The organism is Mesorhizobium sp. M0923 (assembly GCF_040319365.1).
Lineage (GTDB): Bacteria > Pseudomonadota > Alphaproteobacteria > Rhizobiales > Rhizobiaceae > Mesorhizobium.
This window is the reverse complement of the sequence record NZ_JAMYNW010000014.1, coordinates 101,318-125,849: the sequence shown is the minus strand read 5'-3', so window position 1 is coordinate 125,849 and position 24,532 is coordinate 101,318. Positions and strand designations below refer to the sequence as shown.

The 24,532-nt window shown below is 62.4% G+C and carries 18 protein-coding genes; 10 read left to right on the top strand and 8 right to left on the bottom strand.

Annotated elements, in window-relative coordinates:
* Nucleotides 1-40 precede the first annotated feature (40 nt).
* From NKH89_RS22990 to NKH89_RS22965, 6 genes are all read right to left on the bottom strand, one after another.
* Nucleotides 41-1,060, bottom strand: a complete 1,020-nt coding sequence (locus NKH89_RS22990) for an LLM class flavin-dependent oxidoreductase (protein WP_352910029.1) — start codon at nt 1,058-1,060, stop codon at nt 41-43.
* A gap of 155 nt (nt 1,061-1,215) precedes the next feature.
* A complete protein-coding gene (locus tag NKH89_RS22985) occupies nt 1,216-1,419 on the bottom strand; it encodes a hypothetical protein (RefSeq protein WP_023718458.1) in 204 nt (67 codons plus the stop codon).
* 17 nt (nt 1,420-1,436) lie between these two features.
* Nucleotides 1,437-2,579, bottom strand: a complete 1,143-nt coding sequence (locus tag NKH89_RS22980) for a DegT/DnrJ/EryC1/StrS family aminotransferase (RefSeq protein WP_352483657.1) — start codon at nt 2,577-2,579, stop codon at nt 1,437-1,439.
* 253 nt (nt 2,580-2,832) lie between these two features.
* The gene (locus tag NKH89_RS22975) at nt 2,833-3,756 is read right to left on the bottom strand and encodes a carbohydrate kinase family protein (RefSeq protein ID WP_352483656.1); all 924 of its coding nucleotides are present in this window, start codon (nt 3,754-3,756) and stop codon (nt 2,833-2,835) included.
* Nucleotides 3,753-4,199 carry an RbsD/FucU family protein gene (locus NKH89_RS22970; protein ID WP_023718455.1) on the bottom strand — a complete coding sequence of 149 codons (447 nt, stop codon included), beginning with the start codon at nt 4,197-4,199 and terminating at the stop codon, nt 3,753-3,755. The genes NKH89_RS22975 and NKH89_RS22970 overlap by 4 nt, the downstream gene beginning before the upstream one ends.
* Before the next feature lie 2 nt (nt 4,200-4,201).
* A complete protein-coding gene (locus NKH89_RS22965; RefSeq protein WP_352494808.1) occupies nt 4,202-5,431 on the bottom strand; it encodes an ROK family transcriptional regulator in 1,230 nt (409 codons plus the stop codon).
* 229 nt (nt 5,432-5,660) lie between these two features.
* On the opposite strand from NKH89_RS22965, the gene NKH89_RS22960 reads away from it, so the two are divergent.
* The 10 genes from NKH89_RS22960 (at nt 5,661) to bglA (ending at nt 21,885) form a co-directional block, all read left to right on the top strand.
* Nucleotides 5,661-6,677, top strand: coding sequence for a sugar ABC transporter substrate-binding protein (locus NKH89_RS22960; protein ID WP_023718453.1), 1,017 nt, complete (start codon nt 5,661-5,663; stop codon nt 6,675-6,677).
* 89 nt (nt 6,678-6,766) lie between these two features.
* Nucleotides 6,767-7,849 (top strand): ABC transporter permease, encoded by a 1,083-nt coding sequence (locus NKH89_RS22955; RefSeq protein WP_352910025.1) that lies wholly within the window; start codon nt 6,767-6,769, stop codon nt 7,847-7,849.
* The gene (locus NKH89_RS22950) at nt 7,846-8,634 is read left to right on the top strand and encodes an ATP-binding cassette domain-containing protein (protein ID WP_352910022.1); all 789 of its coding nucleotides are present in this window, start codon (nt 7,846-7,848) and stop codon (nt 8,632-8,634) included. Before NKH89_RS22955 ends, NKH89_RS22950 begins: the two co-directional genes overlap by 4 nt.
* 166 nt (nt 8,635-8,800) lie before the next feature.
* Nucleotides 8,801-11,269, top strand: coding sequence for a glycogen/starch/alpha-glucan phosphorylase (locus NKH89_RS22945; RefSeq protein ID WP_023718450.1), 2,469 nt, complete (start codon nt 8,801-8,803; stop codon nt 11,267-11,269).
* Nucleotides 11,270-11,414: 145 nt separating this feature from the next.
* Complete coding sequence (gene glgB, locus NKH89_RS22940; protein WP_352483653.1) at nt 11,415-13,628, top strand: 1,4-alpha-glucan branching protein GlgB; 2,214 nt, start codon at nt 11,415-11,417, stop codon at nt 13,626-13,628.
* 35 nt (nt 13,629-13,663) lie between these two features.
* Complete coding sequence (gene glgC / locus NKH89_RS22935; protein ID WP_023718448.1) at nt 13,664-14,929, top strand: glucose-1-phosphate adenylyltransferase; 1,266 nt, start codon at nt 13,664-13,666, stop codon at nt 14,927-14,929.
* Between the two features lie 3 nt (nt 14,930-14,932).
* Nucleotides 14,933-16,378, top strand: a complete 1,446-nt coding sequence (gene glgA, locus NKH89_RS22930) for a glycogen synthase GlgA (protein ID WP_352549172.1) — start codon at nt 14,933-14,935, stop codon at nt 16,376-16,378.
* Between the two features lie 3 nt (nt 16,379-16,381).
* The gene (locus NKH89_RS22925) at nt 16,382-18,010 is read left to right on the top strand and encodes an alpha-D-glucose phosphate-specific phosphoglucomutase (RefSeq protein WP_023718446.1); all 1,629 of its coding nucleotides are present in this window, start codon (nt 16,382-16,384) and stop codon (nt 18,008-18,010) included.
* A 253-nt stretch (nt 18,011-18,263) separates the two neighbouring features.
* Nucleotides 18,264-20,267, top strand: coding sequence for a glycogen debranching protein GlgX (gene glgX, locus NKH89_RS22920; protein WP_352910019.1), 2,004 nt, complete (start codon nt 18,264-18,266; stop codon nt 20,265-20,267).
* The gene (gene bglA, locus NKH89_RS22915; protein WP_023718444.1) at nt 20,257-21,885 is read left to right on the top strand and encodes a beta-galactosidase BglA; all 1,629 of its coding nucleotides are present in this window, start codon (nt 20,257-20,259) and stop codon (nt 21,883-21,885) included. The genes glgX and bglA overlap by 11 nt, the downstream gene beginning before the upstream one ends.
* Nucleotides 21,886-21,898: 13 nt before the next feature.
* Here the strand turns inward: bglA and NKH89_RS22910 are convergent, their stop codons facing one another.
* Both NKH89_RS22910 and NKH89_RS22905 read right to left on the bottom strand, forming a co-directional pair.
* The gene (locus tag NKH89_RS22910; protein ID WP_023718443.1) at nt 21,899-23,683 is read right to left on the bottom strand and encodes a pilus assembly protein TadG-related protein; all 1,785 of its coding nucleotides are present in this window, start codon (nt 23,681-23,683) and stop codon (nt 21,899-21,901) included.
* A gap of 1 nt (nt 23,684) precedes the next feature.
* Entirely contained in the window at nt 23,685-24,164 is a 480-nt protein-coding gene (locus NKH89_RS22905; RefSeq protein WP_084642568.1) for a TadE family protein, read from the bottom strand.
* Nucleotides 24,165-24,532 lie beyond the last annotated feature (368 nt).

Below are 24,532 nucleotides of genomic sequence, written 5' to 3'. Positions count from 1 at the left end.
GCATCGTATTGACCGCCGTGGCTTTTCCAACAAAGTCGCGTCAGCGCCAGCCCAAGCCTGGGGCGACGTGGGTCAGGATCGCCTCGATGGCATGGACATTATAGTCGACACCGAGCTGGTTGGGGACTGTAAGCAGCAGCGTATCGGCCTCAGCGATGGCTTCGTCGCCCTTTAGCTGCTCGATCAGGACGTCTGGCTCGGCGGCATAGGAGCGGCCGAACACGGCAAGCCTGTCTGCCTCGATATAGCCGAACTGATCTCCGCCCTGGTTGCCGCCGAAATACGCGCGGTCGCGATCGTCGACCAGCGCAAAAATGCTGCGGCTCACCGACACCCGCGGCTCGCGCGTGTGGCCGGCCGCCTTCCAGGCTTCGCGAAAAGCCTTGATCTGTTCGGCTTGCTGGATGTGAAACGGCTTTCCGCCTTCATCGAATTTGAGCGTGGAGCTCTGCAGGTTCATCCCAAGTTTCGCCGCCCATTCTGCGGTGGCGTTTGTGGCGGCGCCCCACCAGATGCGCTCGCGCAGGCCCTCCGAGTGTGGCTCGACGCGAAGCAGGCCGGGCGGGTTGGGAAACATCGGCCGCGGATTGGGCTGGGCAAAGCCTTTGCCCAGCAACACTTCGAGCAGCACTCCGGTGTGTCTGCGGGCCATGTCGGCATCGCTCTCGCCCTCTTGCGGGGCGTAGCCGAAGTAGCGCCATCCGTCGATCACCTGCTCCGGCGAGCCGCGGCTGATGCCTAGCTGCAGACGCCCTCCGGCGATCAGATCGGCGGCGCCGGCGTCCTCGGCCATGTAGAGCGGGTTCTCGTAACGCATGTCGATCACCGCCGTGCCGATCTCGATTCGGCTGGTCTTCGCCCCAACCGCTGCGAGCAGCGGGAAGGGCGAGGCGAACTGGCGGGCGAAGTGATGCACGCGGAAATACGCGCCGTCCGCACCCAGCTCCTCGGCGGCGACGGCCAGCTCGACGGACTGCAAAAGCGCATCGGATGCCGTCCGCGTCTGCGATTGCGGCGAGGGCGTCCAGTGCCCGAACGACAGGAAACCAATCTTCTTCATGAAATAGCCAGCCTAGAGGGAAGACAGGTGCAGACTATGCTTCGGCGCAGAGCAAAGCATCCCGAAATCGGTACCGACGGCCCAGTTTGAGGTGAACGGTCCGTTGTTGATCAGCGATGCCGTCAATGGCGAGCCTGTTGCTGGCGCGAGCGCATCTAGGAAGGTGCCGCGAACGCGAGCACTATCGCGATGAGGATCAACAGCGGCCCCATCCATTTAAAATGGGTTCCAAAGTTGGTCCACCATGCTTGCTGGCCGGGGCGAGCTTGGAACGGGTCCGCGAGAAATCCGAAGCCGATGCCAGCCATCCACAACCCGGCGCAGAACATGATGAACTCGTCGATGTAATCCGCGACCATGTTCCGCAACTTTCGAATTATGCCGCCGCCACGTGCGCCGAATTCGAGCCGATATAGTTACGGATCGTTTCGATGATCCGGTCCTGGTCGGCCTCGCTCAGATAGGGATGCATCGGCAGGCACAGGATGCGCTTCGGCAGCTCTTCCGAAACGGCAAGGCCGGTCGGCGTGCGCGGGTAATCGCGATAGGCAATCTGGCTGTGCAGCGGTTTCACATAGTAGATGACCGACGGAATGCCCTTTTCACCGAGATGTGCCTTGAGCCCGTCGCGCTTCGGCGTTTCGATGGCGTATTGCGCCCAGGCCGAGCGGCCGCCGCCCAGATTGCGCGCCGTCTTGACTATATCGCCGAGACCTTCGGCATAGCGATTGGCGACCGCTTGCCGCGCCACCATCTCGTCCTCGAGGATGGCCAGCTTCTCGATTAGGATCGCCGCCTGCAGTGTATCGAGCCGTGAATTGATGCCGACGCGGACATTGTCGTATTGCGTTTCGCCCTTGCCGTGAAAGGCGAACGAGCGCAGCTGTTCGGCCAGCGGATCGTCATTGGTGAACATCGCACCGCCGTCGCCGTAGCAGCCGAGCGGTTTTGCCGGATAGAAGCTGGTCGAGCCGACGGTGCCGAACGAGCCGCACATCTTGCCGTCAGCCGAGCCGCCGGTCGCCTGCGCCGCATCCTCGATGACCATCAGGCCTTCGCGATTGGCGATGGCCATGATTGCTTCGTAATCGGCGGCGAGGCCGAACAGGTCGACGGGAATGATTGCCTTCGGCCTCAGCCGCCCCTCCGCCTTGATCATGGCGATTGCCGCCTCGAGGCTGGCGATGTCGATATTGTAGCTGTCAGCATCGACATCGACGAACACCGGCTCGGCCTTGGTCAGCGCCACCACTTCGGCCGTGGCGGCGAAGGTGAAGCTCGGCACGAATACCGCGTCGCCCGGGCCGATGCCGGCGGCAAACAGCGGCAACAGCAGCGCGTCGGTGCCGTTGGCGCAAGCGACCACGTGCTTGGTGCCGATATAGGCGGCGAGCTTGTTTTCGAATTCGGTGACCTGCGGTCCAAGAATATAACGACCTTCGTCGACGACGCGGTCGATTGCCGCCTTCAGCCTGTCGCGGATGCGTTCGCGCTGTGCGCCAAGATCGATGAACTGCATGTCGGCCTCAAACGGTTTTAGCCAGATAACCGGCCGCTGGTAGCAGACTTGGCACGGCCGAGAAAGCCGCAGGGCAAAGCCCTGAATTGCTCAAGTGTCGCAGCCTGTTACCTCTGGTTTCCGATCTGCCCTCTTAAACGCGGGAAAATCCGGGCTTCGGCATGCTTGATATGGGCTGCGCATCCCGCCCGCCAGGTTAGGCGAAACATAAAGTGATCGCCGGCAGGCAGTCCGTGAGGCGGTTGCCAGCCGGTCAGGCGAGTTCATGCCGCCATGGCGGATTGGCGCCGGCCCGCGAGACCGTCACCGCCGCGGCCTTGGCGCCGAGCGTCAGCGCCTTATGGATGGCTTCTTTCGGCAGGCCGGCGATTGCCGTCTTCGACAGCAGGCCCTGCTCGTGCAAGGAGGCAAGGATGCCGGCATTGAACGTGTCGCCGGCGCCGACCGTATCGACCACCTCGACCTTGTCCGGCACGACCGTGACCCGGTGCTGGCTGCTGTAACCAACCGCGCCCTCGCTGCCGTGGGTGACGACGATCAGCTTCGGGCCGCGGTCCAGCCAGTTGCGGACGACGTCCTCATGCGAGCCGGCTTCGTCGAACCAGTTCAAATCCTCGTCCGACAGTTTCACGATGTCGGCCATCGCCATCATGTTGCGGATGCGCCTGAGATGCCTGGCCTTGTCGGGAATGAAGTTTGGCCGGATGTTGGGGTCGAGCATCATCACGCGGCGCTCATGCTCACGTCGCATGAACTCCTCATAGGCCGATCCGGCCGGTTCCGAGATCAGGCTGATGGCGCCGAACAGCATGGCCTCGATCTCGCTGCCGAGCTCCGGCAGGTCCTCGATGGTCAGCATGCGCCCGGCGGTGTTCTCGTCATAGAATGTATAGGTCGCCTGGCCGTTGGTGAGCCGCACGAAGGCGAGCGTGGTCGGCCGCGGCGAGGTGTGCGCATAGGTGGAACTGACCTTGCTGGCCCCCAGCGCCTCCCTGAACTGCCCGCCGAACAGATCCGACGACAGGCCGGAGAAGAAGCCGGCCGGCGCGCCGAGTCGGCCGAGCGCAATGGCCGAGTTGAAGACGGCACCACCGACATAGGGGGCAAAGGCCGCTTCGCCCTCCGTCGTGGTGCGCGGCAGCATGTCGATCAGGGCTTCGCCGCAGCAGAGGATCATGAAGTCTTGCTTTCCGGCGGATAGATCACGCCCTTGCGAATGATGATGTTGGCGTAAAGCCGCGGCTCGCTCGTCGCGACGATCGCGTGCGCGGCCTTGACCCGTGCATAGAAGTCGGCGCCGGCAAGCGCAACCACCTTGCGGCCCGGCGCATGCCTGGCGCAGATCGCTTCAATCTCATGATGAACCGGATCGGCGAGCAGGGGATCGCCTTTAGCCGAGGCGCGAAACAGCGCCTGCGGCACGGCGTCGTCGACAGGCAACACGCTCAATACGGCATCCAGCACCGGGACGAGATGATGACCGTCGGCGCGGATCAGCCGCTGTGCCTGCTGTTCGGCCGGGTAGTTGCCGTCGACCAGCGCGATCTCGTCGCCATGGCCCATGGCGCGCAACATCGCCAGAAGCTCCGGGCCGAGCAGCGCCGGGATACCGATCAGCATGCTCAGAAGCTCCGGGAAATCGTGGTCGAGCCGATGAGGAAGCGCTCCGATAGCGGCAGACTGGCGCCACCCAGCGCCCGCGCATGGATGCCGACCGTTCCCTCGCGGACGGCCGGCAGCCTCAGGCCTTCGCCGTCGATCCTGCCGATGGCCTGGATGACGGCATCGACAAGCCGCCTGCGCACGGCGAGCGGCATCCATCCGTCGATCACCGCGGCTTCGAAATCGATGACGGACGACGCCGCAACGATGGCATAGGCGAGCGCCTGCGAGGCGCTGGCGATCCAGTCGTCAAGCTCGGCACCGATCTCGCCCCAGTCCCCCGGTGATGTCCACAGATGCGAGGCCTCGACGCCGCGTGCGTTGAGCGCCTTCTCCAGCGTGGCGATCGATGCAACGTCGATCAACTGCGTCGGCTTGCCGTCAGGCCCGGGCACTGGCATTGAGCCCAGCGCGCCGGCATTGCCGGTTGGGCCGCCAAACAGCCGGCCGTTCAGCACGATGCCGCCGCCGGCAAAGGCACCGATGTAGAAATAGACGAAATCGCGCGCCGCACCCGCCGCCTGGCCGAACACGAGCTCGGCGCCGCAGGCCGAGGTGGCATCGTTTTGCAGGTAGACCGGAAATTCGCATTGCGCCTGGATGTCGGCGCGGATGTCGCGATGGCGCCATTCGTCCATGATTTCACGCGGCGCGCCGGCGGTATCGGCCCAGTTCCACAATTCGAACGGCATGGCGATGCCAAGCCCGGCGATGCGCTTGTCCTGCGCAGGAGTGAGCTCGCCGCGCATCTTCTTCATGCCGCTCGTAACGAATTCCACCGTCTCGCGCGGCGCCGGATAGCGGTACGAATGCTGCAGCATCGAGCGCACATTGCCGAGGAAATCGATCAGCACGAGCTCGGCGCTGCGCCGGCCGATCTTCAGGCCGATGAAATAGGCGCCGTCGGGATTGAGCGCCATGGGTATCGAGGGCTGGCCAATCTTGCCGCGCAACGGCGCCTGGCGAACGAGCAGGTCGTCCTCCTCCAGCTCGCGCATGATGACTGATACTGTCTGCGCCGAGAGGCCAGTCATGCGTGCGATGTCGGATTTGGCCAGGCTGCCGTGCTGGCGCACCAGCGACAGCACCAGCCGCTCATTGTGGTCCCGCATGCCGCTTTGATTGGTGCCGCGGTGCAGGCGGCTTTCGGCCGCATCGGGCGAGCCGTGCCTTGTAATGCCGGTCTCCACCCCTGTTCCTCCCGTCGTTTCCCCTCAATGCTTTTGGTCTAGAGTGAGTGAACAATCCTGCGTTGTCAATAATAAATAAGAGTGATTTAATTATTGACAGTGCTGGCGGACTGGTGTCTCTTGAGATCGGCGTCGACACTGGGAGATTTCGTCGGACGCGCTGCAGATGCCGGTTGGCCGGCATCCTAAATGGTTCAATGGGAGGAAAATCGTGACCACGTCAAAACTGTTGAAATCCACCGTGTTTGCCGCGGCCGGACTGAGCCTGATGGCGTTTGCGTCGACGGCATCGGCCGCCGGGGTCGGCGCCTGCTTGATCACCAAGACCGACACCAATCCCTTCTTCGTGAAGATGAAGGAAGGTGCCGCCGCGAAAGCCAAGGAAATCGGTGTCGATCTGAAAGCCTATGCCGGCAAGGCGGAAGGTGACAATGAGGGCCAGGTTGCGGCGATCGAATCCTGCATCGCCGACGGCGCCAAGGGCATTTTGATCACCGCCACCGACACTGCGGCCATCGTGCCGGCGGTGAAGAAGGCGCGCGATGCAGGGGTGCTGGTGATCGCTCTCGACACGCAGCTCGAGCCTGCCGATGCCGCGGATGCGACGTTTGCGACCGACAATTTCAAGGCCGGCGAGCTTATCGGCTCCTGGGCAAAGGCTACCTTGGGCGACAAGGCCAAGGATGCGCACATTGCCTACATGGATCTGATCGCCAGCCAGCCCTCCGTCGACGTCCAGCGTGATCAAGGCTTCATGAAGGGCTTCGGCATCGACCTCGGCGATCCCAAGAAGATCGGCGACGAAACCGACGCACGCAACGTCTGTCACGATCTGTCGAGCGGCAATGAGGATGGCGGGCATACTGCCATGGAGAATTGCCTGCAGAAGGATCCGGATATCAACGTCGTCTACACCATCAACGAACCTGCGGCCGCGGGCGCCTACCAGGCGCTGAAAGCCGTCGGCAAGGAGAAGGACGTCCTGATTGTCTCGGTCGATGGCGGCTGCCCCGGTGTCAAGAACGTTGCCGAGGGCGTGATCGGCGCCACTTCACAGCAATATCCATTGCTCATGGCCTCGCTCGGCATCGAGGCGATCAAGACCTTTGCCGACACCGGCAAGAAGCCTGAGCCGTCGCCCGGTCTGAACTTCTACAACACCGGCGTCACGCTGATCACCGACAAGCCTGCCGCCGGCATCGAATCCATCGATACGAAGCAAGGCCTCAGCAAGTGCTGGGGTTGATTTGATCCCCTGATCGGCTCAACTTCAAAAGAACAATAGGGAATGTGGAGCGGTTTCGGCCGCTCCACATCACAGGCGGGGAGGCCGACTTGAGCGTCGAAACAACCAGGAGCAAGGGACCGCAGGAATTCGAGACGGTCCTGGCCGCTAGCGACGCCAGCGTCGCATCATTCGAGGCGCATTCCCGCTCGACGTTGGAGAGCATCCAGCACCGCTTGCATAAAAGCCCGGCCATGGTGCCGCTGATCATCCTGCTCATCTCGGTGGTTCTGTTCGCAGTCGTCGTCGGCGGACGCTTCTTTTCTCCCTTCACCCTCACCCTGATCCTCCAGCAGGTGGCGATAACCGGCATGGTCGGCATCGCGCAGACACTGGTGGTGCTCACCGCCGGCATCGACCTGTCAGTCGGCGCCATCATGGTGCTGAGCTCGGTTGTTATGGGCCAGTTTGCCATGCATTACGGTGTTCCAGCGCCGGTCGCCGTTGCCATCGGGCTGCTTGTCGGCGCGATTTGCGGCTTGATCAACGGCATTCTCATCGCCTGGGTGAAACTGCCGCCCTTCATCGTGACGCTCGGCACCTGGTCGATCTACGCTGCCATCAACTTCATCTATTCCGGCAACGAGACCATCCGCAGCCAGGATCTCGAGGCGACGGCACCGCTGCTGCAGTTTTTCGGCGGCTCGTTCAGGATCGGCGGCGCAGTCTTCACCTATGGCGTGCTGTTGGTGCTGATCATGGGGGCAATTGCCTGGTACGTGCTCCATCACACCGCATGGGGCCGGCATGTCTACGCAGTCGGCGACGACCCGGAAGCCGCGGAACTGTCGGGGGTGCGCGTCAGCCGGATGCTGGTCACGGTCTATACCCTGACCGGCATCATTTGTGCCATCGCCGGCTGGGCCTTGATCGGACGCATCGGATCGGTCTCGCCGCAGGCCGGGCAGTTCGAGAACATCAATTCGATTACCGCCGTGGTGATTGGCGGCACATCACTGTTCGGCGGCCGCGGTTCCATCCTCGGGACCATCTTCGGTGCGCTGATCGTCGGGGTGTTCGCGCTCGGCCTCAGGCTTTGGGGGACAGATCCCCAATGGACGCAATTGTCTGTCGGCGCCCTTATCATCATCGCTGTTGGTATCGACCAGTGGATCAGGAAGATCTCGGCATGAACCAGACTCAGGAACCGATCCTTACCGCCCGCAGCCTGATCAAACGCTACGGTCGCGTCACCGCCCTCGACAATGCCGATTTCGATCTCTATCCGGGCGAAATCCTTGCTGTCATCGGCGACAACGGCGCCGGCAAGTCGTCGCTTATCAAGGCGATTTCCGGCGCGGTCGTGCCCGACGAAGGCGAGATCCGGCTTGAAGGCAAGCCTATTGCATTCAAATCGCCGATGGAGGCCCGCGAAGCCGGCATCGAGACCGTCTACCAGAACCTGGCGCTGTCGCCGGCGCTGTCCATCGCCGACAACATGTTTCTCGGCCGCGAGATCCGCAAGCCGGGCTTTCTTGGCAGCTGGCTGCGCATGCTCGACCGTCCGGCGATGGAAAAGCGCGCCCGCGACAAGCTGACCGAACTTGGCCTGATGACCATCCAGAACATCAGCCAGGCGGTGGAAACTCTCTCCGGCGGTCAACGCCAGGGCGTGGCGGTGGCGCGCGCCGCGGCGTTCGGCTCGAAGATGGTCATCATGGATGAGCCGACGGCCGCGCTCGGCGTCAAGGAGAGCCGCCGCGTGCTCGAACTGATACTCGACGTCAAACGCCGAGGCCTGCCGATCGTGCTGATTTCACACAATATGCCGCATGTCTTCGAGGTGGCGGACCGCATTCACATTCATCGGCTCGGCCGTCGCCTGTGCGTCATCGATCCGAAGCAATATACGATGTCCGACGCGGTCGCCTTCATGACCGGCGCCAAGGTCCCGCCGGAGGCGGCGCTGGCGGCCTGAACAAGAACTTGAGGCCCGCCGCTGAGGGCGCGGTGTTTCAATGCCAAATTGCCGCAGGGCAACCCGGCTTGCGGTCGCCTGAATCCATTGAACATCCGGTGGGATGCATTAGCATTGGCGGAGATGGTGAAAGCCGCATGATCCTGGCAACGTCACGAGAGGCAGCATGACGCGCGCGATGACAACCGAAGCTCCTCTGCCCACCCTCGAAAACCCGGATCCCAAGACGCTCGCCGACGAAGTCTTGCAGGCCCTCAAATACAGGGTCGGCAAGGGCACCAACGTTGCAACCCAGTACGATTGGCTCACCGCCTCGATCAAGGTTGTGCGCGACCGCATCGTCGATCATTGGATGCAGGCGACCCAAGAGGCCTACGCCCAGCAGGAAAAGCGCGTCTATTACCTGTCACTGGAATTCCTCATCGGCCGCTTGATGCGCGATGCCTTCTCCAATCTCGGCCTGATGGACAATATGCGCGAGGCGCTGTCGTCACTTGGCGTCGACCTCGACATCATTGCTGCGCTCGAACCGGACGCTGCCCTTGGCAATGGCGGCCTTGGCCGGCTCGCCGCCTGCTTCATGGAAAGCATGGCTACCGTCGATATCCCCGCGCATGGCTATGGCATTCGCTACGCCAACGGCATGTTTCGGCAGGAGATCCATGACGGCTGGCAAGTCGAACTGCCCGAGACATGGCTCGATCACGGCAATCCTTGGGAGTTCGAACGCCGCGAACGCTCCTTCGAGGTCGGCTTCGGCGGCTCGGTGGAATCGATCACCTCGAAGGATGGCAGGCTCGAGCGCCATGTCTGGAAGCCGACCGAACATGTTCTGGCCGTTGCTTACGATACCCCGGTGGTTGGCTGGCGGGCCAACCGCGTCAACACGCTGCGTCTGTGGTCCGGCATGCCGGTCGATCCGATCCTGCTCGACAAGTTCAACGCCGGCGATCACATCGGCGCGCTCGCCGAGAGCAACAAGGCCGATGCGCTGTCGCGCGTCCTTTACCCGGCCGATTCCCACAAGGCAGGCCAGGAGTTGCGGCTCAGGCAGGAGTATTTCTTCTCCACCGCCTCGCTGCAGGACATCCTTCAGCGTCATCTCAGCCAGTATGGCGACCTGCAATCGCTGCCCGACAAGGCGGCGATCCATCTCAACGACACCCATCCGGCCATCGCCGTCCCCGAGCTGATGCGCCTGTTGATGGATGTCCACGGCATGGATTTCGACCAGGCGTGGAGCATCACCAAGCGCACCTTCGGCTACACCAACCACACGCTGCTGCCCGAAGCGCTGGAAAGCTGGCCCGTGCCGCTATTCGAGCGGCTGTTGCCGCGCCACATGCAGATCGTCTACGCCATCAACGCCGAGGTGCTGCTCGAGGCGCGCGTCTCCGACCAGTTCTCGGACGAGCAGATCAGCCGCATCTCGCTGATCCAGGAAAATGGCGATCGCCGCGTGCGTATGGGCAATCTGGCCTTTGTCGGCTCGCACTCGATCAACGGCGTCTCGGCACTGCATACGGAATTGATGAAGGAGACGGTGTTTGCCGACCTCCACAGGCTCTACCCGGACCGCATCAACAACAAGACCAACGGGATCACACCGCGGCGCTGGCTGATACAGTGCAATCCCGGCCTCACGGCACTCACCCGAGAGGCGATCGGCGACGGCTTCCTCGACGACATCGACGAGATAAAGCTGCTCGATCCTTTCGCCGAGGACGCTGCCTTCCGCGACAAGTTCGCCGCTGTCAAACGGGCGAACAAGACGAGGCTTGCCAATCTCGTTGCCGACCGGCTCGGCATCAAGGTGGACCCCTCGGCGCTGTTCGACATCCAGGTCAAGCGCATCCACGAATACAAGCGCCAGCTCTTGAACATTCTCGAAGCGGTCGCGCTTTACGACCAGATCCGCTCGCATCCGGAGCGCGACTGGATGCCCCGCGTCAAGTTCTTCGGCGGCAAGGCGGCGCCCAGCTATCACAACGCCAAGCTGATCATCAAACTTGCCAACGACGTCGCCCGGGTCATCAACCGCGACCCGGCGGTGCGCGGCTTGCTGAAAGTGGTGTTCGTGCCGAACTACAATGTCAGCCTAGCCGAGATCATGATGCCGGCCGCCGATCTTTCGGAGCAGATATCGACCGCCGGCATGGAAGCGTCCGGCACCGGCAACATGAAGTTCGCGCTGAACGGCGCGCTGACCATCGGCACGCTCGACGGCGCCAATGTCGAGATCAAGGAATGCGTCGGCGACGACAACATCTTCATCTTCGGCCTGACCACCGATGAGGTCGCCGAGCGGCGCAACAATGGTTACGATCCGCGCGCCGTAATCGAGGGATCGCCTGAATTGGCGCAGGCGCTTGCCGCGGTTTCGTCCGGGGTCTTTTCGCCTGACGATCCGGACCGTTATCGCGACCTGATCAACGGCCTTTACCAGAGCGACTGGTTCATGGTCGCTGCGGATTTCGATGCCTACGCCGCCACCCAGCGCGACGTCGATGCCGTCTGGCGCAACAGCCCGGACTGGTACGCCAGAGCCATCCGCAATGTCGCCCGCGTCGGCTGGTTCTCGTCCGACCGCACGATCCGCCAATATGCGAAAGACATCTGGCACGTGCCCGCCTGATGTGATTGCATGAGACCAGGAACAATGTGGCCCTAGTGGAGTGATTTGACCTTCGCATCCCTTGGAAGGTCAGGCGGCCTGCGACTGTCGAATTCAAAACTTCACTAGAAACACGCACTTGGTGCCCGAGGAGGGACACTGCCTGATGAGCAAGCCGCGCGCGACCGTTGCGACAAGCGGGCCGGACGGACTGGCGCCAGCCGGCGATGTCGCGGCGATTGTCGCCGGCACGCATGGCGACCCGTTCTCCGTGCTTGGCGTGCATGAGGCGGGGAAGGGCTTTGTCGGCCGCTGCTTCGTCCCTCATGCCGAGTCCGTCACCGCCTATACGCTGACCGGCAAGAAGGCCGGCGAGCTGTCGAGACGCGACGATCGCGGCTTCTTCGAGGGCAAACTGTCGCTGCGCAAACGCCAGCCGCTGCGCTATCACGCCAGGAACGCCGGCGGCGACTGGTGGCTGACCGATCCATATTCCTTCGGCCCCGTGCTCGGCCCGCTGGACGATTATTACATCGCCGAAGGATCGCATCTCAGGCTGTTCGACAAGCTCGGCGCTCATCTCATCGACCATGAGGGTGCATCGGGCGTACATTTTGCGGTGTGGGCGCCCAATGCAAGGCGTGTCTCGGTGGTCGGCGACTTCAACGAGTGGGACGGCCGCAGGCACACCATGCGCGACCGCCGCGATACCGGTATCTGGGAGCTGTTCATTCCCGACATCGGCGCCGGCCGCCCTTATAAATACGAGATCATCGGGCCGGATGGCGTGAGATTGCCGCTCAAGGCAGATCCGTTCGCCTTCAAATCCGAACTGCGCCCGGCTACCGCCTCGGTGACGGCGCTGCCGCCGGTGCATGAATGGGGCGACGAGGCGCACCGGAACTACTGGCGCAATGCCGACCACAGGCGCGAAGCCGTATCGATCTACGAGGTCCATGCCGGCTCATGGCGGCTTCACGACGACGGCAGCTTCCTGTCATGGGACGAGCTCGCCGACCGGCTGATCCCCTATGTGGTCGAGACGGGTTTCACCCATATCGAATTCATGCCGATCTCCGAACACCCCTATGACCCGTCCTGGGGCTACCAGACGACCGGTCTCTATGCGCCGAGCGCCCGCTTTGGCGATCCGGACGGTTTTGCCCGCTTCGTCGACGGTGCCCACCGCGCCGGCATCGGCGTCATCCTCGACTGGGTGCCGGCGCATTTCCCGGTTGACGAACACGGTCTGGCAAAGTTCGACGGCACCGCACTCTACGAACATGCCGATCCGCGCAAGGGCTTCCATCCCGACTGGAACACCGCGATCTACAATTTTGGTCGTCGCGAGGTGGTCTCGTTTCTTGTCAACAATGCGCTGTTCTGGGCAGAGAAATATCACGTCGACGGTCTGCGCGTCGATGCGGTCGCCTCGATGCTTTATCTCGATTATTCGCGCAAGGCTGGTGAATGGATTCCCAACGAGAGGGGCGGGCGCGAGAACCTGGAAGCGGTCAGCTTCCTGCAACGGATGAACAAGGAGGTCTACGGCCACCATCCGGGTGTGATGACCATCGCCGAGGAATCGACCTCGTGGCCGAAAGTCTCGCAGCCGGTGCACGAGGGCGGACTGGGCTTCGGTTTCAAGTGGAACATGGGCTTCATGCACGACACTCTGGAGTATTTCTCCAAGGAGCCGATCTTCCGCAAGCATCACCACAACGACATCACCTTCGGCCTGGTCTACGCCTTCAGCGAGAACTTCGTGCTGCCGCTGTCCCATGACGAGGTGGTGCACGGCAAGGGAACGCTGCTTAACAAGATGGCCGGCGACGACTGGCAGAAATTCGCGACGCTGCGCGCCTATTACGCCTTCATGTGGGGCTATCCCGGCAAGAAGCTGTTGTTCATGGGCCAGGAGTTCGCGCAACGCCGCGAGTGGAGCGAGGCGCGCGCGCTCGACTGGAACCTGCTCGATTTCCGGCTCCACCGTGGTGTCTGGCAGACGGTGCGCGATCTCAACTATCTCTACCGCTCGCGCCCGGCGCTGCATGCCCGCGACTGCGAGCCGGAGGGCTTTTCCTGGCTGATCGTCGATGACAGCGCGAATTCGGTGTTCGCTTGGCTGCGCAGCGCGCCGGGCGGCAACCCGGTCGCCGTCATTTCCAACTTCACGCCGGTGCCGCGCGACAATTACCGCGTGCCGTTGCCGCAGACCGGAAAATGGCGCGAGATCATCAACACCGACGCCACGGACTATGGCGGTTCCGGCAAGGGCAACAGCGGCCTCGTCGAGGCTCGGGCGGAAGGAGGAGGCATTTCGGCGACGATGCTTTTGCCGCCGCTGTCGACGATCATGCTCGAATTCGTCCCGGACTGAGCTATGTCTGGAGCATCTAACCTGGGAGGATAGGAATGGCTGAAACAAAACGAACACAGCCGCTGGCACGCGACGCCATGGCTTATGTGCTGGCCGGCGGCCGTGGCAGCCGGCTCAAGGAACTGACCGACCGCCGCGCCAAGCCGGCGGTCTATTTCGGCGGCAAGACCCGCATCATCGATTTCGCGCTGTCCAATGCGCTCAATTCCGGTATCCGCCGCCTCGGCGTCGCCACCCAGTACAAGGCGCATTCGCTGATCCGCCACCTGCAGCGCGGCTGGAACTTCCTGCGGCCCGAGCGCAACGAGAGTTTCGACATCTTGCCGGCCAGCCAGCGTGTGTCGGAAACACAGTGGTATGAGGGCACCGCCGACGCCGTGTACCAGAACATCGACATCATCGAGGCCTATGGGCCGGAATACATGGTCATCCTGGCCGGCGACCACGTCTACAAGATGGATTACGAATTGATGCTGCGCCAGCATGTAGAGGCCGGCGCCGATGTCACCGTCGGCTGCCTCGAAGTGCCGCGCATGGAAGCCACCGGCTTCGGCGTCATGCATGTCGACACCAAGGACACCATCATCTCCTTCATCGAAAAGCCCGCCGATCCGCCGGGCATTCCCGACAAGCCGGATTTTGCGCTGGCCTCGATGGGCATCTATGTGTTCAAGACCAAGTTCCTGATGGAGCAATTGCGTCGCGATGCGGCGGAGCCCGGCTCCAGCCGCGACTTCGGCAAGGACATCATCCCCTACATCGTCGAACACGGAAAGGCGATCGCGCATCGCTTCGCCAAATCATGCGTGCGCTCGACCGCCGAGAACGAAGCCTATTGGCGCGACGTCGGCACGGTCGACGCCTATTGGGAAGCCAATATCGACCTGACCGACATCACGCCGGAACTCGACCTCTACGACCGCGACTGGCCGATCTGGACCTACGCCGAGTTGAAGCCGCCGGCAAAGTTCGTGCATGACGAAGATGGCCGCCGCGGGTCGGCCGTGTCGTCTCTCGTGTCGGGCGATTGCATCGTTTCGGGCGCTTCGCTGAAGCGAAGCCTGATCTTCACCGGCGCGCGCATCAATTCCTATTCGACGCTGGAGGAGGTCGTCATGCTGCCCGACGTCCATGTCGGCCGCAACGCCAGGCTGAAGCGCGTGGTCATCGATCACGGCGTCAGGATCCCGGAGGGGCTGGTGGTCGGCGAGGATCCTGTCCTCGACGCCAAGCGTTTCCGCGTTTCGGAAAAAGGCATCTGCCTGGTCACGCAGGACATGGTCAACAGGCTGGGATCGTAGTGCATGCAGGTTCTGTCGGTGGCGCCCGAGATCTTTCCGCTGGTCAAAACCGGAGGGCTCGCCGACGTGACTGGCGCCTTGCCCGTGGCATTGGCCGGCAACGGCGTCAACATGCGCACGCTCGTCCCCGGCTATCCTCAGGTGATGGGCGCCTTCAGGAAAAAGAAGGCGGTTCAGCAATATCCATTGCTGCAGGGTGGGAAGGCTTCGGTGCATGCCGTCCAGATCGCCGGGCTCGACCTGTTTGTGCTCGACGCGCCGCATCTTTTCGACCGTCCCGGCGGCCCGTACGGCAACGCGGCCGGCGCCGACTGGCCGGACAATTGGCGGCGGTTCGCGGCCTTGAGCCAGGTCGGCGGTGATATTGCTGCCGGCGCCATCTCCGGCTACCTGCCCGATATCGTCCATGCCCATGACTGGCAGTCGGCAATGACACTCGCCTATATGCGCTACGGCAAGGCGGTCGGCACGCCGTCGATGATCACCGTCCATAACCTCGCCTTCCAGGGCCAGTTCGGCGCCGGCATCTTTGGCGAGCTTGGCCTGCCGGCGGCGGCGATGGCGCTCGACGGCGTCGAATATTATGGCGGCGTCGGCTTCCTCAAGGCCGGCCTGCAGGCCGCCTGGGCGATCACCACGGTCAGCCCGACCTATGCGCAGGAAATCCGCTTGCCCGAATTCGGCATGGGCCTCGACGGCCTGATCAACATGCGCTCCGTCGATCTCCATGGCATCGTCAACGGCATCGATACCGAGATCTGGAACCCGGAAACCGACACGCATCTGGTCTCCAACTACACGGCAAAGACGCTTAAGGCGCGAATGCCCAACAAGGCCGCGGTCGAGGACCGTTTCAGCCTCGATCGCGATGACAGCCCGATCGTCTGCGTTGTCAGCCGGCTGACCTGGCAAAAGGGCATGGACATATTGGCGGCCGCCGTCGACGGTATCGTCGCGGCAGGTGCACGGCTGGCAATCCTTGGGTCTGGCGACGCCGGGCTCGAAGGCGCGTTGCTTGCCGCCGCAGCCCGCCATCGTGGTCGCATTGGCGTCGTCGTCGGCTATGACGAGGGGCTCTCCCACACCATGCAGGGCGGCTGCGACGCCATCATTATCCCGTCGCGCTTCGAACCTTGCGGGCTGACGCAGCTTTACGGCCTGCGCTATGGCTGCGTGCCGGTCGTCGCGCGTACCGGCGGCCTTGCCGACACGGTTATCGATGCCAACGAAGCCGCCATCTCTGCCGGCGTGGCGACCGGCTTCCAGTTTGCGCCCCCCATTGCTGGCGCCCTGCTGCACGCCATCCGCCGCCTTGTCGAAGCGCATGCCAATCCCGCGGTGTGGGCGTCGATGCAGCGGCAAGGCATGAAGGCCGACGTGTCGTGGGACAAAAGCGCCGAAAAATATGTCCAACTCTATCGCTTGTTGCTTTCGAAAAGGGCTGCCTGACTGATGATCCGCACTGTCGCCACCAAACCCTATCCCGACCAGAAGCCCGGCACCTCCGGGCTGCGTAAAAAGGTCCCGGTGTTCCAGCAGGAGCACTATGCCGAGAACTTCATCCAGTCGATCTTCGACGCGCTGGACGGGTTCGAAGGCAAGACCCTGGTGATCGGCGGCGACGGCCGCTTTTATAACCGCGAGGTCATCCAGAAGGCCATCGCCATGGCCGCGGCAAACGGCTTCGGCAAGGTGATGGTCGGGCAGGGCGGTATCTTATCCACGCCGGCCGCTTCGCATGTCATCCGCAAATACAAGACCTTCGGCGGCATCATCCTGTCCGCCAGCCACAATCCGGGTGGCCCGCATGAGGATTTCGGCATCAAGTACAATGCCGGCAATGGCGGCCCGGCGCCGGAAAAGCTGACCGACGCGATCTTCGAAAAAACCAAGGTGATTTCGAGCTTCAAGATCGCCGATATCCGACCGGTCGACATCGACACGATCGGCACGGTCGAGGCAGGAGACATGACCGTCGAGATCATCGATCCGGTCGCCGACTATGCCGAACTGATGGAAAGCCTGTTCGATTTCAATGCCTTGCGGGCGTTGTTCAAATCAGGCTTCCGCATGCGCTTCGACGCCATGCATGCGGTGACCGGCCCCTATGCCAAGGAGATCCTCGAAAACCGGCTAGGGGCGCCGAACGGCACCGCTCGTAATTTTATCCCGCTGCCGGATTTCGGCGGCCACCATCCCGATCCCAATCTGGTGCATGCAAAACACCTCTACGACGAGATGATGGGGCCGGATGCGCCCGACTTTGGCGCGGCCTCCGACGGCGACGGCGACCGCAACCTGATCATCGGCAAGGGCATTTTCATCACCCCGTCGGATTCGGTGGCGATGCTCGCCGCCAATGCCCATCTGGCTCCGGGTTACAAGGCCGGGCTGAAAGGCATCGCCCGTTCGATGCCGACCAGCGGTGCTGCCGACCGGGTCGCCGAAAAGCTCGGCATCGGCATCTATGAAACGCCAACCGGCTGGAAGTTTTTCGGCAATCTGCTCGATGCCGGCATGGCGACGATCTGCGGCGAGGAGAGTGCGGGGACCGGCTCCAATCATGTCCGCGAAAAGGACGGCCTGTGGGCCGTGCTTTTGTGGCTCAACATCCTTGCCGCGCGCGGCGAAAGCGCCAGGCAGATCGTCACCGAGCATTGGGCGGCCTATGGGCGCAACTACTATTCGCGCCACGATTACGAGGAGGTCGAGACCGATCGCGCCAATGCGCTTGTCGACGAACTGCGCGGCAAACTTGGCTCGCTGCCGGGCACCAGCGTGCGCGGCATGACAATCGCCAGCGCCGACGATTTCGCCTATCACGATCCGGTCGACGGCTCGGTCAGCAAGAACCAGGGCATAAGAGTATTGTTCGAAGGCGGCTCGCGCGTCGTCTTCCGCCTGTCCGGCACCGGCACCTCGGGCGCGACGCTGCGCCTTTATTTCGAGCGCTACGAGCCAGACAAGAGCCGCCACGATCTCGACACCCAGGAGGCGCTTGCCGATCTGATTGCGGCGGCCGACGACATTGCCGGGATTCGCAGCCATACCGGCCGCGCCAAGCCGAGCGTGATTACGTGAGCTTGGAGCGGCGCGCCTTTCCTTCTCCCCTTGTGGGGTCCGAAGGACGGGGCGAGACCCGTGGCTCGCCCCCGGGCGGTGGATCGGCGCGAAGCGCCGAGACGGATGAGGGGTGTTGGAAGGAATGCCGTCCGCGCCAAGCTGGAGCACCCCTCATCCGTCGCCTTCGGCGACACCTTCTCCCACAAGGGGAGAAGGGGGAGCTAACCTGGCAACGCCTCAAACTGTCTACGACCTGCTGCTGTGAGCGCGCGTGAGCCAACTCGGCGCAACCATCACCAAAGAAGGCATTCGCTTCGCCGTATGGTCCTCGTCGGCTCGGCGCATCTGGGTCTCGATTTTCGACGAGCGAGGAAGGCGCGAGATCGACCGGCTTGAACTGCAGCCCGAGGGCGACGGCGTGCATACGCTTTTTGTTGCCGGTCTCGCCGCCGGCACCCGATACGGGTTCCGCGCCGATGGCGACTACGCGCCGGAACAGGGGCTCTGGTTCGATCCCGACAAGCTGCTGGCCGATCCCTATGCCGTCGAGATCGACAGACCCTATGCCTATGACGGCCGGCTCGCCGCACGCCAGGGCGAGGGGGGCGACACGGCGTCGCTGATGCCGAAGGCCATTGCCGGCGCCTTGCCGGAACCCTTGCCCGCCTTGCCGCCTCTGTTTAGGCCCGGCGGCCTCATCTACGAGGTGCAGGTGCGCGCCTTCACAAAGCTGCATCCCGACATTCCCGAGAAGCAACGCGGCACCATTGCAGCCCTCGCTCATCCTCTTGTTGTCGAGCATCTGCAAAAACTCGGCGTTGCAGCCGTGGAGTTGATGCCGGTGACTGCATCGATCGACGAACGGCATTTGCCGCCGCTCGGGCTGGGCAACGCCTGGGGCTACAATCCCGTGACCTTCATGGCGCTGGATCCGCGACTGGCGCCCGGCGGTCTGGCTGAGCTGCGCGAAACGGTCGCCGCGCTGCGCGAGGCTGGCATCGGTACCATTCTCGACCTGGTGTTCAACCACACCGGCGAAAGCGACCGGCTCGGCCCGACATTGTCGCTGCGCGGGCTCGACAACCGCGCCTACTACCGGCACGAGGCCGACGGCGCTCTGGTCAATGACACCGGAACCGGCAATATGGTTGCCTGCGATCATCCGGTCGTCCGGGAAATGGTCCTCGACACGCTTCGCCACTTTGTCCAGCACGCCGGTGTCGACGGGTTCCGCTTTGACCTGGCGCCGATCCTTGGCCGCGTCGACGGCGTTTTCGACGCCGATGCGCCGCTGCTGAACGCCATTCGCAACGACCCAGTTCTTGCCGACCGTGTGCTGGTCGCTGAGCCCTGGGACATCGGACCGGATGGCTATCAGCTCGGCAATCTTCCGCCGCCCTTCCTCGAATGGAACGACAAATACCGTGATGATATCCGCCGCTTCTGGCGCGGCGACGGCGGCATGATCGGTACGCTGGCGACGCGGCTTGCGGGGTCGTCCGATGTCTTTGCCAAACCAGGCCAGGCAACGGTCCGCAGCATCAATTTCATCGCCGCACATGACGGGATGACACTGGCCGACATCGTTGCCTATGAACACAAGCACAACGAGGCCAATGGCGAACAAAACCGCGACGGCCACGACGACAACCTGTCCTGGAACAATGGCGTCGAGGGCCAGACCGACGACCAGTCAATCGTTACGGCCCGTTTCGATGACCAACGCGCACTGCTGGCGACGCTCTTTGCCTCGCGCGGCACGATCATGCTGACGGCCGGCGACGAATTCGGCCGCACGCAGCGCGGCAACAACAACGCCTACGCGCAGGACAATGACATCACCTGGCTCGACTGGGCCGGGCGCGACCGGGCGCTGGAGCGGTACACGGCTCTGCTCGCCAAGATGCGTCGTGCCGCGCCGGCGCTTTTGGACGCAAGCTTTCTCACCGGCGAGCCTGCGGCCGGCTCGGAAATAGCTGACGTCGTCTGGCTGAGCGAAACCGGCGTGCCGCTCGACGAAGCAGCCTGGCACGATCCTAGGCGGCATCGGCTGGTCATGGTTCTCGGCGATGAGGACGGTCGCCTTGCCGTGATCATCAATGGTGACCGTCGGGCCTGCATGTTCACGCTGCCGGAACGGGCGGGTTTTCATTGGTGCCCAGCCATCGAAACGGATAGTGGCGATATCTCACGGCCGGTTTTGGGGCGAACGGTCATATTCATGATCGAAAGCAGGGCCGCGCAGGCGGGCGCAGGGGAGAGCCATGATGGGTGACAATGCCGAATGGTGGCGCGGCTGCGTCATCTACCAGATCTACCCGCGCTCCTTCCAGGACACGACAGGCGACGGTAGCGGCGATCTCCTCGGCATCACCTCGAGGCTTGCCCATGTCGCATCGCTCGGTGTCGACGCCGTTTGGCTGTCGCCTTTCTTCAAGTCGCCAATGGCCGACATGGGCTACGACGTATCGGATTACTGCGCCGTCGATCCGATGTTCGGCACATCAGAGGATTTCGACGCGCTGATTGCAGAGGCGCACCGGCTCGGCCTGAAAGTGATCATCGACCAGGTCTTGTCACATTCGTCGGATCGGCACGAATGGTTCGTCGAAAGCCGAACGAGCCGCGATAACGCCAAGGCCGACTGGTACGTCTGGGCCGATGCGAAGCCCGACGGCACCGCGCCCAACAACTGGCTGTCGCTTTTCGGCGGCCCCGCCTGGGAATGGGACGCAACGCGCAGGCAATATTACCTGCATAATTTCCTCGCCTCGCAGCCGGACCTGAATTTCCACAATCCGCAGGTGCAGGACGCCTTGCTGGAAACGGTGCGGTTCTGGCTCGAGCGTGGCGTCGACGGTTTCCGGCTGGATACGGTCAACTATTACGTCCACGACCGCTGGCTCCGCAGCAACCCGCCTTTGGCGGAAAGCGTCGCCGGCACCAATACGGCAACCAGCCCCTATTTTTACCAGGAGCATCTGTTCGACAAGACGCAGCCGGAAAACCTTGCTTTTCTCAGGCGCTTCCGGGCGTTGCTTGACGAGTACGAAGGCCGCGCCGCGGTCGGCGAGATTGGTGACGAAAGCCGTTCGTTGCAGACGCTTGCCGCCTACACGGGCGGCGGCGACAAGCTCCAAATGTCCTACACGTTCGACCTGCTTGGCCCGCAATTCTCCGCGGCGCATGTGCGCGGTTGTGTCGAGGCCTTCGAGAGTACGGTGTTCGACGGCTGGGTTTGCTGGGCATTCTCCAACCACGATGTCGTGCGCCATGTCAGCCGCTGGACAAGGCCGGGCGGCGATCCGGACAGGGTGGCGAAATTCTCAATCGTGCTGCTTTCTTGCCTGCGCGGGTCGATCTGCCTCTATCAGGGCGAGGAGCTCGGGCTGGAGGAGGCCGAGCTGGCGTTCGAGGATTTGCGCGATCCTTTCGGCATCCGCTTCTGGCCGGAGATCAAGGGGCGGGATGGGTGCCGCACGCCGATGGTCTGGGAGGCTGGCGCCGATAATGCCGGCTTTTCAACCGGCAAGCCGTGGCTTCCGGTCCCGGCAAACCATCGCGCCCGCGCGGTCGATGTCCAGGACGGCGAGCAAACCTCCGTCCTGGCGAGCTACCGGGCGATGCTGGCCTTGCGCAAGCAGCATCCGGCGCTGGTTCGAGGCTCGATCCGGTTTCTCGATGCTGAGGGCGACGTCCTTGCCTTCATTCGCGAAGGCGGTGACGAAAAGCTGCTCTGCGTCTTCAATTTTGCCGATGAGCCGGCCGGCTGGCAATCGCCGCCGGATCTGGATGTGATAGAGCCGATAGATCTTGGCAGTACTACCGGCGTCTTGCAGGAAGGAGCTCTATCCCTGCCGCCGCTCGGCTGCTTTCTCGGCCGGATCGGCTGATCTCTATTTGATCTCATTGAACGAGTACGGAGCGCCCGCAAGTCGCGCCGACAACCCGGACATCGGCCTCGCCGACATGCACGCCAAGCGCTGCAAGAACGTTATAAACCAGTGCGTCGACAGGCGCCGTCACGCCGTTCAGAACCGTTACCACCGCCGGCTTCACCGTTCCGAGCAGAGCCGTCACGTCCAGCCCGAGGCCCAGCGCATTGACCGAGAGCGACAGCCCGCTGACCAGTGACGTGGTGAGCGATTGCGTCAGGTTCTTCGTCGAAACCGTCTTTATCGTCTTGTTGGCGATATCGGTGCTGTCGAACGTCAATGTGGTCGGATCGTTGTTGGTGATCGCAAGTGCTGAAGAACCCTTCACATCGAGCAGATTGAGGGTGAGCAGCAGGAGCTTCACGCTTACCTGTGCAATCGTGGCATCGGAGAACGATTGCGGATTGCTGAAATCGGCGAAGGCCGATGGGTTGTTGTCGGCGTCGCTGGCGGCAAGGTGCAGCGAGGCCACGCCAGGCTGCGCGGCGATCGAGACCTTGATGCTATCCGGCCGGCCCGTCGGGCAGCTGATGTCGGTTAGTTTGGCTTCCGCATAGGCGACTTCGACATGCAGAGGCAGGTTGACGGACAGCAGACTGATGCCGCCGCCGAGATTGGAATTGCCGATGCCGACTGTGGTGACCAGCTTGATTCGTGTCTGCGCAGTGCGCACCACGGTGCCTTTTTCCCCGACGGCCAGCCAGGGTGAATATTGCATCGGTTCACCGATGGCGACGGCGAGCGTGGTGGAGGTAAGTCCCGGAATAGTGGCGCCGAGATCGACCTGGACCTGGTTTGAGCCATTGGCCAGCGAGGCGGCGGCACCCAGCATGCCCATCGCGCTTGCGTCGACGGAAAAGCCTGGAGACTTTTGTCCGAGGCCGAGCTTGCCGATCGAACCAAGGTCGACAAGATGATTGAGCGGTATCTTGGCCGTGTTGGTAGCCCTCGACGCGATTGTCTGTAGGACAAGTTTGCTGGCGCTGCCCGTCCCCGAAGCATTGGCCATGGCGGTCGCGATCTGGCCTACCGTCGCTTTCGAGGCCAGCACTTCGGAATAGCTGACGCCGGTCAGTTGCAACTGCACCGCAAGGGCATCGACGAACGAAAGCACGTTGACGTCGGCCGAAATCAGCGCGTTGTAGTCCATGACGCTGAGCGAGATGTTTCCGCCCAGCAGCTTACTGAGAAGCGCGTTGAGGATGCCGCCGTTGACGCTGAGAAGCCTGGATCCGACCGAGAACATCGCTTGCGGCGTCATGCTGGCAATGGCTTCGGTGCCGACAACCGGAGTAGGGATGAGCGAACTGGCGAAATACCGGGCGGGGATTTTGTGTAGAGTGACGCGAACGGCGTTGTAAGGCGTTTTACCGGCTTCGAAGCGCTTGTCGACCCCGACCGAGGACGCCGCTGAGTATCGGCCGCCGGTGACGGACACGACGGTTTTCCCAACCGTGGGAACGATTGTCTCACCCGGCTTTTGAACAATGATGCCGGGCATTCGGTTGTCACTGAGCGTGGTTACCGCCGCGGCTTCCATATTGTTGATGTTCGACGCCGCGGTGATCGCCGCCAGATCGGTCATCGCCTGGGCTTCCCTGCGCTCCGTGTAGATCGAACCTTCGTCGACAGCGAAGGCCGCCAGCCCCAGCGCGAATGGCGCTATCAGCGCAGTCATGACGGCAAAGTTCGCCTTCTTGTCGCCAACGATGGAGCGAGCGATCCGCCCGATGCCCCTCAGCAAGAACTGCGACATTTCAAATGCCTCCAATCCTGATGGTAGACCTGCGCGAGATCGTGGTTTGCGGCATCGCAAGGCTGGGCAACAGGTTCCAGATCGGCAGGTTGCTGGCATCGTACTGGATCGACACGACGAACTGATTTCCGTCGGCCGTGCTGTCCGTCGCCTGATAGGTCAGCTTGCCGGAATCGACGAACGGGTATCCACTGGCATTGTTTTTGACGAAACCCGCCACCAGCGCCTGGCGCTCGGTTTGGTTCAATCCGGCAATTGCAGTACGGGCGGCATCGGCGGCGATTTGCTGCAACGAGTTGCTTGCACCAAAATAGATACCATATGCAACCATTCCGAGTACGAGCAGGATAAAGATCGGGGAAAGCAGGGCGAATTCGACCGCGGAAGTTCCGGATTCTTCTCCAATTTTGCGTAGATTTGCCCTTATTGGGCGCAATATTTTACGCTTTAATGTGACAGTATTACTGTCTATCTTGTTCATTGCCCTTGCCCGTTGGACCATAAAGGTCGATGTGCCGAACCCATCGGGATTTGTAACCCTTGGTTGCCTAAGAACCAATTAATACATTCCGGTAAACTGAAATGATCAGCCAGATTATCGGCGTTCTGGCCAGGAAACCCAGCCAAACTCATGCTTTCGATCATTGATTGGCGGTTCGCAAAGCGGCTGCCCCGGCCCCCTTACTTTGGGTGACCCCGAGAGTCTGTTGAAATAAAAAATCTCCACGTTACTGTTTGGCCACCAGCTGCCGGAAAGGGAACCGGCTGCGCGCTCGAAAGGAACCAGCCAATCGGTTTCGGGGCGTCAACACTTAGAGACGTAGCTGAAGGGCGACGTCATTAGGGAGA

Bases quoted from the DNA above. Each gene is read 5' to 3' on its own strand.
- NKH89_RS22990 (WP_352910029.1), bottom strand. From the start codon at position 1,060: ATGAAGAAGATTGGTTTCCTGTCGTTCGGGCACTGGACGCCCTCGCCG.
- NKH89_RS22985 (WP_023718458.1), bottom strand. From the start codon at position 1,419: ATGGTCGCGGATTACATCGACGAGTTCATCATGTTCTGCGCCGGGTTG.
- NKH89_RS22980 (WP_352483657.1), bottom strand. From the start codon at position 2,579: ATGCAGTTCATCGATCTTGGCGCACAGCGCGAACGCATCCGCGACAGG.
- NKH89_RS22975 (WP_352483656.1), bottom strand. From the start codon at position 3,756: ATGATCCTCTGCTGCGGCGAAGCCCTGATCGACATGCTGCCGCGCACC.
- NKH89_RS22970 (WP_023718455.1), bottom strand. From the start codon at position 4,199: ATGCTGATCGGTATCCCGGCGCTGCTCGGCCCGGAGCTTCTGGCGATG.
- NKH89_RS22950 (WP_352910022.1), top strand. From the start codon at position 7,846: ATGAACCAGACTCAGGAACCGATCCTTACCGCCCGCAGCCTGATCAAA.
- NKH89_RS22945 (WP_023718450.1), top strand. From the start codon at position 8,801: ATGACGCGCGCGATGACAACCGAAGCTCCTCTGCCCACCCTCGAAAAC.
- glgB (WP_352483653.1), top strand. From the start codon at position 11,415: ATGAGCAAGCCGCGCGCGACCGTTGCGACAAGCGGGCCGGACGGACTG.
- glgC (WP_023718448.1), top strand. From the start codon at position 13,664: ATGGCTGAAACAAAACGAACACAGCCGCTGGCACGCGACGCCATGGCT.
- glgA (WP_352549172.1), top strand. From the start codon at position 14,933: ATGCAGGTTCTGTCGGTGGCGCCCGAGATCTTTCCGCTGGTCAAAACC.
- NKH89_RS22925 (WP_023718446.1), top strand. From the start codon at position 16,382: ATGATCCGCACTGTCGCCACCAAACCCTATCCCGACCAGAAGCCCGGC.
- bglA (WP_023718444.1), top strand. From the start codon at position 20,257: ATGATGGGTGACAATGCCGAATGGTGGCGCGGCTGCGTCATCTACCAG.
- NKH89_RS22910 (WP_023718443.1), bottom strand. From the start codon at position 23,683: ATGTCGCAGTTCTTGCTGAGGGGCATCGGGCGGATCGCTCGCTCCATC.
- NKH89_RS22905 (WP_084642568.1), bottom strand. From the start codon at position 24,164: ATGAACAAGATAGACAGTAATACTGTCACATTAAAGCGTAAAATATTG.